This is a genomic window from Thauera phenolivorans (assembly GCF_001696715.1).
Classification (GTDB): Bacteria; Pseudomonadota; Gammaproteobacteria; order Burkholderiales; family Rhodocyclaceae; genus Thauera; species Thauera phenolivorans.
Genome location: NZ_MBFM01000005.1, coordinates 35,628 through 45,830, shown reverse-complemented (window position 1 = coordinate 45,830; position 10,203 = coordinate 35,628). Strand labels below are relative to the sequence as shown.

7 protein-coding genes are annotated in these 10,203 nt (G+C 68.4%); 3 read left to right on the top strand and 4 right to left on the bottom strand.

Translation table 11 applies throughout. The features are described from left to right. A partial coding sequence (locus tag BB334_RS13205; protein WP_068808977.1) for a carboxynorspermidine decarboxylase occupies positions 1-970 on the top strand: 970 nt, incomplete at its 5' end. A gap of 36 nt (positions 971-1,006) precedes the next feature. Next, positions 1,007-2,296: a saccharopine dehydrogenase family protein gene (locus BB334_RS13200; protein ID WP_068808976.1), complete on the top strand. Its 1,290-nt coding sequence runs from the start codon at positions 1,007-1,009 to the stop codon at positions 2,294-2,296. A gap of 68 nt (positions 2,297-2,364) precedes the next feature. On the opposite strand, the gene BB334_RS13195 is transcribed toward BB334_RS13200, so the two are convergent. Both BB334_RS13195 and BB334_RS13190 read right to left on the bottom strand, forming a co-directional pair. Beyond that, positions 2,365-2,742 (bottom strand): VOC family protein, encoded by a 378-nt coding sequence (locus tag BB334_RS13195; RefSeq protein ID WP_068808975.1) that lies wholly within the window; start codon positions 2,740-2,742, stop codon positions 2,365-2,367. 108 nt (positions 2,743-2,850) lie between these two features. Next, positions 2,851-4,968, bottom strand: coding sequence for a TonB-dependent receptor family protein (locus tag BB334_RS13190; RefSeq protein ID WP_068808974.1), 2,118 nt, complete (start codon positions 4,966-4,968; stop codon positions 2,851-2,853). Positions 4,969-5,254: 286 nt separating this feature from the next. On the opposite strand from BB334_RS13190, the gene BB334_RS13185 reads away from it, so the two are divergent. Next, complete coding sequence (locus tag BB334_RS13185; protein ID WP_068808973.1) at positions 5,255-6,571, top strand: ferredoxin reductase family protein; 1,317 nt, start codon at positions 5,255-5,257, stop codon at positions 6,569-6,571. A gap of 27 nt (positions 6,572-6,598) precedes the next feature. Here the strand turns inward: BB334_RS13185 and BB334_RS13180 are convergent, their stop codons facing one another. Together BB334_RS13180 and BB334_RS13175 are read right to left on the bottom strand one after the other, a co-directional pair. Further along, the gene (locus BB334_RS13180; protein ID WP_068809459.1) at positions 6,599-8,947 is read right to left on the bottom strand and encodes a heavy metal translocating P-type ATPase; all 2,349 of its coding nucleotides are present in this window, start codon (positions 8,945-8,947) and stop codon (positions 6,599-6,601) included. Beyond that, positions 8,944-10,203, bottom strand: a 1,260-nt coding sequence (locus tag BB334_RS13175) for an efflux RND transporter permease subunit (RefSeq protein ID WP_198531254.1), incomplete at its 5' end; no start/stop codon positions are given. The genes BB334_RS13175 and BB334_RS13180, both read right to left, overlap by 4 nt.

Genomic DNA, 10,203 nt, shown 5'->3' with positions numbered 1-10,203 from the left:
GGTGTTCGACCTCATGCGCGAGCACATGGACGGCACCACGTCCTCCTCGCTGTACGAGGTCAAGCTCGGCCGGCAGAAGTTCGGCGGCGAGACCCATGCCTACAGCGTGGCCTTCGCCGACCACGAGATCGAGGAGGTCGTCGCCCACTGCGACAAGATCATCTTCAACTCGATCAATCAGCTCGAGCGCTTCGCGCCCGCCGCGGGCGACAAGCCGACCGGCCTGCGCCTGAACCCGGGCGTCAGCTGCGCCGGCTTCGACCTCGCCGACCCGGCGCGGCCCTTCAGCCGGCTGGGCGAATCCGATCCGGCGCGCATCCTGTCGGTGATCGACCGCCTCGACGGCGTGATGATCCACAACAACTGCGAGAACGACGACTTCGCGCGCTTCGATGCGCTGCTCGGCGACGTCGAGCGCCGCTACGGCGAGATCCTGCAGCGGCTCGAGTGGGTGAGCCTCGGCGGCGGCATCGGCTTCACCGCGCCGGGCTATGCGCTCGACGCCTTCTGCGAGCGCCTGCGCCACTTTTCCCGCAAATGGGGCGTGCAGGTCTATCTCGAGCCGGGCGAGGCCACCGTGCGCCACACCACCACGCTCGAGGTGAGCGTGCTCGACACCGGCTTCAACGGCAAGAACCTCGCGGTGGTCGACAGCTCGACCGAGGCGCACATGCTCGACCTGCTGATCTATCGCGAAACCGCGCCGATCGGCAACGGCGAAGGCGATCACGTCTATCAGATCTGCGGCAAGACCTGTCTTGCGGGCGACATCTTCGGCGAGGGCCGGTTCACGCGACCGCTGGCGGTCGGCGACCGCATCTCGATCGGCGACGCCGGGCCCTACACGATGGTCAAGAAGAACTGGTTCAACGGCATCCACATGCCGGCCATCGCCGTCCGCGAGCTGGACGGCAGCGTGCGCCTCGTGCGCGACTTTTCCTATGACGACTACGTCAGCAGCCTGTCCTGACGAAGGGCGGTCAAACCTCAGCGATGGGAGACGAGAATGAAGCGTAATGTCCTGATTATCGGGGCGGGTGGAGTGGCTCACGTGGTGGCGCACAAGTGCGCGCAGAACAACGCCCTCCTCGGCAATATCCACATTGCATCGCGCACGCTCGCCAAGTGCCAGACCATCATCGAGTCGGTCAGGGAAAAGGGCAGCATGCAGCAGCCCGGCCAGCTGCAGGCCCACGCGCTCGACGCGATGGACGTCGAGGCCACCAAGTTCCTGATCCGCGCCACGCGCAGCCAGATCGTCATCAACGTCGGTTCGCCCTTCCTCAACATGTCGGTGCTGGCCGCCTGCATCGACACCGGCGCCGCCTACCTCGACACCGCGATCCACGAGGACCCGGCCAAGGTGTGCGAGACGCCGCCCTGGTACGCCAACTACGAGTGGAAGCGGCGCGACGCCTGCAAGCAGGCCGGCGTCACCGCGGTGCTCGGCGTCGGCTTCGACCCCGGCGTGGTCAACGCCTATGCGCGCTATGCGGTCGACCACTGCTTCGACCGTGTCGATTCGATCGACATCATCGACATCAACGCCGGCAGCCACGGGCGCTATTTCGCCACCAACTTCGACCCGGAGATCAACTTCCGCGAGTTCACCTCCACCGTGTGGTCGTGGGAGAACAATGCGTGGAAGGCGAACGCGATGTTCGAGCACAGCAAGGAGTGGGACATGCCGGTGACCGGCAAGGCCACCGCCTACCTCACCGGCCACGACGAGCTGCACTCGATGTCGCAGAACCTGGGCGTGCCCAACATCCGCTTCTGGATGGGTTTCGGCGAGCACTACATCAACGTCTTCAACGTGCTGAAGAGCCTCGGCCTGCTCTCCGAGAAGCCGGTGCGCACCGCGCGCGGCCAGGAGATCGTGCCGCTCGAGGTGGTGAAGGCGGTGCTGCCCGACCCCGCCTCGCTCGCGCCCGACTACACCGGCAAGACCTGCATCGGCGACCTGGTGAAGGGCACCCGCAACGGCCAGGCGCAGGAAGTGCTGCTGTACAACGTGTGCGACCACGAGGCGTGCTACCGGGAAGTGGGGAGCCAGGCGATCTCCTATACCGCCGGCGTGCCGGTGGTGGCGGCGGCGATGCTGATCGCCGACGGCACCTGGGACATCGGCGAGATGGCCAACGTCGAGGAACTCGACCCCCTGCCCTTCATCGGCCTGATGAACGACATGGGCCTGCCGACCCGCATTCGTGACGCCGAAGGCGACCGCCTGCTCGATCCCGAGCGGGAGGTCGGCTTCGGTCGCGAGCAGCGCTTGCTGGCGAACGTGGGCTGACATGCGAGGGCGGCCGGATGGCCGCCCTGCTGCGCCCGGCGGCGAGCCGATCCGACCGGCGCCGCCCCTCAGGCCGCCTGCGCCTCCGAGCAGAACCAGAGCTTGTTGCCCTCGCTGTCGAGGAAGGCGCCGACCCAGTACATGCCGTCCTCGTAGAGTTGCACCGCGTCGCTGATCGTGACGCCGCGCGCCACCAGATCCCGCTCGAGCCGGGGCGCGTCCTCAACCGCGAGGGTCAGGCGCGGATAGGGGGACTTTTCCGCGCCGCGCTCGGGTTCGGCAACCGGCTTGAGCAGGATCGTGAGCCTGCCCAGGGTGAAACCGACGTCGCCACCCGGGGGCACCGGTTCGAGATCCAGCTTGATCCGGTAGAAGTCCTCCGCCCGCGCCAGATCGTCCACCGCGAGCGCCACCACTTTCAGTTCCTGCCATCCCAGGGTGTTCATTTCCGCACCTCACGACTTGCAACCTGCCCGCTTCTTTATAGACGAACGGCCGCTGCGACGAGGCGCTGCGGCTTGCCTTCGCGCCTTGCGGCGCTCTCGACGGTTCGCTCAGAAGCTGTACCTCGCACCCACCTCGAGGGCGCGTTCCGGGCCGACGTAAATGCCCTGTCTGAGGCTCGCGACGTAGTGCTCGTCGGTGAGGTTCTTCACCGCACCGAAGACGCTGAACTGCGGGTTGATCGCGTAGCTCGCGGTGAGGTCGATCGTGGTGTAGGCATCGACCCGGCCGGTGAAGAAGCCCGAGGTGTTCTCGGCGATCGCCACGGTGTTGGCGGCATCGGTGAATTGCTCGTCGACGTGGTTGACGCTCAGCGCCGTCCTGAGCGGACCGGACTGGTAGGCCAGGACGAGGTTGGCGACCCATTCGGGCGCGTAGGTGACGCGATTGCCGTCGGGGATGTCGAGCGCGCCATCGGCCTTGTAGCGATTGCCGACGAACGCCGCGTCCGGAATCCAGGTGGCGTTCGCGTCCACGCTGAAGCCGTTGGCGAAGTCGTAGCCGATCGCCGCTTCCAGGCCCTGATGGAGCGTCTTGCCGCCGTTGGTGCGCTGGAAGTCGGTGTTGCTGTTGGCCGGAATGATCTGGTTGTCGAAGTCCATGCGGAAGGCGGTGAGCTCGTAGCGCAGGCGCTCGCCGGCGCCACGCACCCCGATCTCGAAGTTGGTCGAGCGTTCCGCCTCGAGCTGCTGGTCCTGCAGGCCGTCGAGCGCGTCGCCGTTGAGCGCCGGGCCGAAGGCCTTGTATACGCCGCCGTAGATCTGCGCCATCGGCGCCGCCTGGAAGGTGACGCCGAGGCCGGGCATGACCTCGGTATTGGAGGTCTCGGCGCGGTTGCCCTCGGACTCGGGCTTGCGGCGATCCACGCGCGTCTGCTCGTAGTGCTCGACCCGCACGCCCGGGGTGATCGCGAGGCGGTCATCGACGATGAAGCGATTCTGCGCGAAGAAGGCGTAGCTGGTGGCGGAATCGACCACGTCCTTGGCGAGGGTGCCGGTCCTGGGCGTTGCGCGATTGGCCCGAATGGTCTGGTCGATCATTTCCTCTTCCATGACGCGGATGCCGAACTCGGTCTCGTTGCGCATGCCGAAGCTGTCGTGACGGAGGTTGAGGCGGCTGTCGAGGCCGTGGCGCTCGAAGGCGCGGTTGTTGCCATTGACGCTGTCGCTGAAGTTCCACTGGGTGAGGCCGTTCACCACCTTCGTCGGCGCCCCACCGACGGTACCGAAGCGCCAGTAGTCCCGGCTCATCTCGCTCCAGTAGAGCAGCGTGTTGAGGGTGGTGTCGGCGTCGATGGCCCATTCGTGGTTGACGTCGAACGAGTTGCGTTCAGTGAGGAACCAGTCATCGGGTGCCGGATTGAAGTCGGCCCCGGCCCGGTAGGCGTCGAGGAACACGCCGCGATAGGAGATGTTGGCGACGTTCTCGTAGTGGGTGAACTTGGCGCCGAGCCACTGCTTGTCGCCGATCGCCATGCCGCCCTTGAGCATGAGATCCTGCATCTCGAAACCTTTGTTCTGGAAGCCGTCGCTGCGCGCCTCGGTGAACGCCAGGCCGGCGAGGGCATCGCCCGACGGCGAGCGCCCGCCCGCCTCGACGGTGGCCTCCTTGTAGCCGTGCGAGCCGACGCGGCCGGACAGCGACACCCCCGGTTCCGGCGTCCGGGTCTTGTAGTTGATCACGCCGCCGATGGTGTTCGGACCGTAGCGCAGCGACGCCGCGCCCTTGAGCACCTCGATGCTGTCCATGCGCTGGATGCGCGGGTTGTAGTAGCGGCCGTTGCCGACGAACAGTCCCGGCGCCACCGGCACGCCGTCCTCGAGGATCAGCGTTTTGTAGTCGGCGGCGCTGAGGCCGCGGATGCCGATGTTGGCGACGACGGCCGATTCCTCTTCCGGCTTGATCACCACGCCCGGGACGGCCTTGAGCGCGGCCTCGGTCGACAGCGGCTGGGTCAGCTCGAGGCTTTCCTTGCTGATGACGGTGACCGCGCCGGGAATCAGGCGCCGGGCCGCGGTGTCTTCGCCGACGACGTCGATGCGGGGCAACACCACGTCGGCCGCGCCGGCCATGCCGGGCAGGTAGAGCGTGGCGGCGACCGCGAGCCACGGGCGGCTGCGGCGCAAGGGGGAGGCGGGGGTGTTCGGTTCGAGGGCCTTGCGAATCATCAGTCACTCCTTTGATGCGAAGCTGGCTGGCTTGCCGCGAGGGGAGCGACTGGCTGGCTGGAGAATGCGGGTCAGGTAGATAGGAATTGTTGCCAAATGAAAAGCGTTCGCATTTGAGCACAGGGATGCGGTGGGGTCAATCGCTACCGCGCGAGGGCGCCGGGGCTTGTCGTCCCTCGCGCCGATCCGCGGCGGCGTGCGCTTTCAGCAAGGGTTCAGGTGACCGCATGCAGCATGGCGTCACGGTCGAAGCAGGACCGCCCTTCCCGCTGCAGGAGAACCCGCCATGCTCGCCGCGCTATCCACCTTCATCGCCCTCATCGCGCTCGCGTGGGGCCTCGCCGCCGCCGCGCTCGACGCGGGCGCCGGCTCCCTGCCCTGGCTGCTCTACGAGCAGGGCCTCTATCTCAGCGGTCTGCTCGCGATCGGCCTGATGTCGCTGGCGATGGTGCTGGCGACGCGCCCGGTGCTGCTGGAGCGCCCGCTCGGCGGCATGGACCGCATCTTCCGCCTGCACAAGTGGGCGGGCATCCTCGCCGCCGTCTTCGCCGCGCTGCACTGGCTGATCGAGATGTCCGACGACCTGATCAAGGCGACCTGGGGTCGCGCGGGGCGGCCGGACGAAGTCGGATACGGCGGCCTTTTCGAAGCGCTGCGCGATGCCGGCGAGGACGTGGGCGAGTTCGCCATCTATCTCGTGCTGGCGATGGTCGTGCTGAGCCTGTGGAAGCGCTTCCCCTACAAGTTCTGGCGCCACCTGCACCGCGCGATGCCGGTTTTCTACCTGCTGCTCGCCTTCCACGCCGCCGTGCTGGCGCCGCCGGATTACTGGACCCAGCCCGTCGGCATGCTGCTGGCGGTGCTGCTCGCCGCGGGCACGGCGGCTTCGGTGGTGGCGCTCGCCGGCCGGATCGGCCGCGCTCGCCGCGTGCAGGGGGTGGTCACCGCGGTGTCCTCGCCGGCGCCCGACGTCACCGAGATCGTCTGCCGGCTCGACCATTGGCGTGGCCACCAGGCCGGACAGTTCGCCTTCGTCGGTTTCGAGCGCTTCGAAGGCGCGCACCCCTTCACCATCGCCAGCGCCGACCACGGCGACCGCACCCTCACCTTCCAGATCAAGGCGCTGGGCGACTACACCCGCCAGCTCGCCGGCCGCATCTCCACGGGCCAGGCGGTCAGCATCGAAGGGCCGTACGGACGCTTCGTGCTCGAGCGCCGCGACCGCAAGGCGCGCCAGGTCTGGGTTGCCGGCGGCATCGGCGTCACCCCCTTCCTCGCCTGGCTCGACGAACTGCGCGCCGACCCCGCCGCCGCACCGGCGGTCGATCTGCACTACAGCACCCGCCAGGCCGCGAGCGATCCTTTCGTGGCGCGTCTGCAAGCGCTGAGCGCGGGGCTGCCGAGCGTGACCCTGCACATCCACGACCGCGCCGCCGGCGATGCGCTGACGCCGGCGACGCTGGCGTCGGGGCGGACGGACGGGCAGCGCGCCGAAGTCTGGTTCTGCGGGCCGCGCGGCTTCGGCGACCAGCTCAAGGCAGGCCTGGCGCGAGTCTGGGGCGGGCGGATGCGCTTCCGGCGCGAAGCCTTCGAGCTGCGCTGAACCGGTGCCGGACGACCCCGCCCCGGATCAAACCTTCATGCGGCGCAGGCGCAACGCGTTGCCGACCACCGAGACCGAGCTGAAGCTCATCGCCACCGCCGCGATCATCGGCGACAGCAGCAGGCCGAACGCGGGGTAGAGCGCCCCGGCCGCGATCGGCACGCCGAGGCCGTTGTAGAGGAAGGCGAACAAGAGGTTCTGGTGCATGTTGCGCACCGTGGCGAGCGAGATATTGCGCGCGGTGGCAATGCCCCTGAGATCGCCCTTGACCAGCGTCAGATGGGCGCTGCTCATCGCGACGTCGGTGCCGGTGCCCATCGCGATGCCCACATCCGCACGCGCGAGCGCCGGGGCGTCGTTGATGCCGTCGCCGGCCATGGCGACGATGCGGCCCTCGGCCTGGAGTTTTCCGACCAGCTCGTTCTTGTCGGCGGGCTTCACTTCGCCATGGACCTCGTCGATGCCGAGGCGGGCGCCGACCGCGCGCGCCGTGGTGAGACCGTCGCCCGTGGCCATGATGACCCGCAGCCCGCTCGCCCTGAGCCCATCGAGGGCTTCGAGCGTCGACGCCTTGATCGGATCGGCGACCGCGATCAGGCCGGCGATCTCGCGGTCGACCGCCAGATGCATCACGCTCGCGCCTTCGAGCCGCAAGGCCTCGGCGCGCTCGGCCAGGCCCTGCCAGTCCACACGCTCGTCGTCCATCAGGGCGGTGTTGCCCAGCGTCACGCGGCGGCCGTCGACGGTGCCGCGCACCCCGATCCCGGACGACGACTCGAAGTCGTCCGGTTTGCTGAGCGCGAGTTCGCGCTGGCGGGCCTCGGCGACGATGGCGTGGGCCAGCGGATGTTCGCTGCCCTGGTCGAGGCTGGCCGCGATGCGGAGCACGTCCGACTCGGTCCAGCCCGGGGCCGCCACCACCCCGTGGAAGGCGGGCCGCCCCTCGGTCAGGGTGCCCGTCTTGTCGACGATCAGGGTGTCGACCTTGCGCAGAGACTCGATCGCTGCCGCATCGCGGAACAGCACGCCCTGGGTGGCGGCCTTCCCGGTCGCGACCATCACCGACATCGGCGTGGCCAGGCCGAGGGCGCACGGGCAGGCGATGATCAGCACCGCCACCGCGTTGATGAGGCCGTAGGCCCAGCTCGGCTGCGGCCCGAAGAAGCCCCACGCCAGAAAGGTGGCGATCGCGACGAGGACGACGACGATGACGAACCAGCCGGCCACCACGTCGGCCAGGCGCTGCATCGGCGCACGTGAACGCTGGGCCAGTGCGACCAGTTGCACGATCTGGGACAGCACGGTCTGCGAGCCGATCTTCTCCGCGACCATCACCAGCGCCCCGCTGGTATTGAGGGTGGCGCCGATCACCTTGTCGCCCGGGCGCTTGGTCACCGGCATCGGTTCGCCGGTGAGCATGGACTCGTCGACCGCGCTCTCGCCTTCGTCGACGACGCCGTCGACCGGCACCTTCTCACCCGGACGGACCCGGAGCCGGTCGCCGGGGTGGACATGCGTCAGCGGGATGTCCTCTTCGGCGCCATCCGCACCGATGCGCCGCGCGGTCTTGGGCGCGAGGCCGAGCAGCGCCTTGATCGCGGCGCCGGTCGCGGAGCGCGCCTTCAGCTCCAGCACCTGACCCAGCAGGGTCAGCGAGATGATGACCGCCGCGGCCTCGAAGTACACCCCGACATGCTCGCCCATGCGGAAAGAGTCCGGAAACACATCGGGGGCGACGGTGGCGACCACGCTGTACACATAGGCTGCCCCGGTGCCCGTGCCGATCAGGGTCCACATGTTGGGGCTGCGGTTGCGGATCGACTGCGCCCAGCGCACGAAGAACGGCCACCCCGCCCACAGCACGACGGGCGTCGCCAGCGCCAGTTCCACCCACGGGCGCGCCGCACCCAGCATCGGATCGAAGAAGCCGCCGGACATCGCGATCGCGGCCACGATCAGCGTCAGCGGCAGGGTCCACCAGAACCGGCGGCGGAAGTCGGCGAGTTCCGGATTGTCGTCGTCCTCGAGGGCCGGCATCACCGGCTCGAGCGCCATGCCGCATTTCGGGCAGGTCCCCGGTCCGATCTGGCGGATCTCCGGGTGCATCGGGCAGGTGTATTCGGCGCCGGGCGCCGGTGCGCCCTCGGTCGCAGCCCGATCCGCCTGCGGCGCGAGATATTTCGCCGGATCGCTCTCGAACCGGCTCTGGCACCTGGCACTGCAGAACCGGTATTCGTGCCCGGCGTGACTTGCCCGGTAAGGGGAGTCGGGCTTCACCGTCATGCCGCAGACCGGATCGGTGTGTTCGCTCGTCGATGAACGCGCGCGATGATGGACGTGGCCGGAATGGCCGTCGTGCGAATGTTCTTGGGTCATGTCGCTTCTCCCCGCCAACGTTCGTGACTGAATGACTGGGTGCTGCGGGGCAACGCCCACTGCTTGACGAGCGCATAGAGGGCCGGGATCACGGCCAGCGTCAGCACGGTCGACGACACCATACCCCCTACCATCGGCGCGGCGATGCGGCTCATCACCTCGCTGCCGGTGCCGGTGCCCCACATGATCGGCAGCAGGCCGGCCATGATCGCCACCACGGTCATCATCTTGGGCCGCACGCGCTCGACCGCGCCTTCCATGATCGCCTCGTACAGCTCGGCGACCCCGGCCTCGCGGCCCTCGGCCTGCCGCCGCGCGCACACGGCCTTCCACGCATGGTCGAGGTAGATCAGCATGATCACCCCGGTCTCGGCCGCCACCCCGGCGAGCGCGATGAAGCCCACCGCCACCGCCACGCTCATCTGGTAGCCCAGCCACCACATCAGCCACACCCCGCCGACCAGCGCGAAGGGCACCGACAGCATCACGATCAGGGTCTCGGTCAGGCGCCGGAAGCTGAGGTACAGCAGTACGAAAATGAGTGCCAGCGTCACCGGCACCACGATCTTCATCTTCTCCTTGGCGCGCTCCATGTTCTCGAACTGGCCGCTCCAGGTGGCGTAGTAGCCCTGCGGGAATGCGACTTCCTCGGCCACCGCCTGCTGCGCGCGCTTGACGAAGGCGCCGAGGTCGGCCTCGCGGGTGTCGACATACACGTAGGCCGCCAGCAGCGCGTTCTCGGTGCGGATGCCGGGCGCGCCGCGTGTCAGCTTCACCTCGGCCACCTGGCCAAGTGGGATCGGCCCGTTCATGGTCGGCACGAAGACGTCGGACGCAAGCCGCGCCGGATCGTCGCGCAGGCCGCGTGCGTAGCGTACCGACACGCCGTAGCGCTCCAGGCCCTCGACCGTGGTCGTCACCATCTCGCCGCCGAGCGCGGTGGCGATCACGTCCTGCACCATGTCGATGGTGAGCCCGTAGCGCGCGAGCTGATCGCGGCGCGGCACGATGTCCACGTAGTAGCCACCGGCCACGCGCTCGGCGTAGGCGCTGCTCGCGCCCGGCACCTTGCGCACCGCCGCTTCCACCGCCTGTGCGACCTTCTCCAGTGTCTCCAGGTCCTTGCCGAACACCTTCACCCCCACCGGGGTGCGGATGCCGGTGCTCAACATGTCGATGCGGGCCTTGATCGGCATGGTCCACGAGTTGGCGAGACCGGGGAACTTGAGCGCGGCGTCCATTTCCGCAATCAGCGT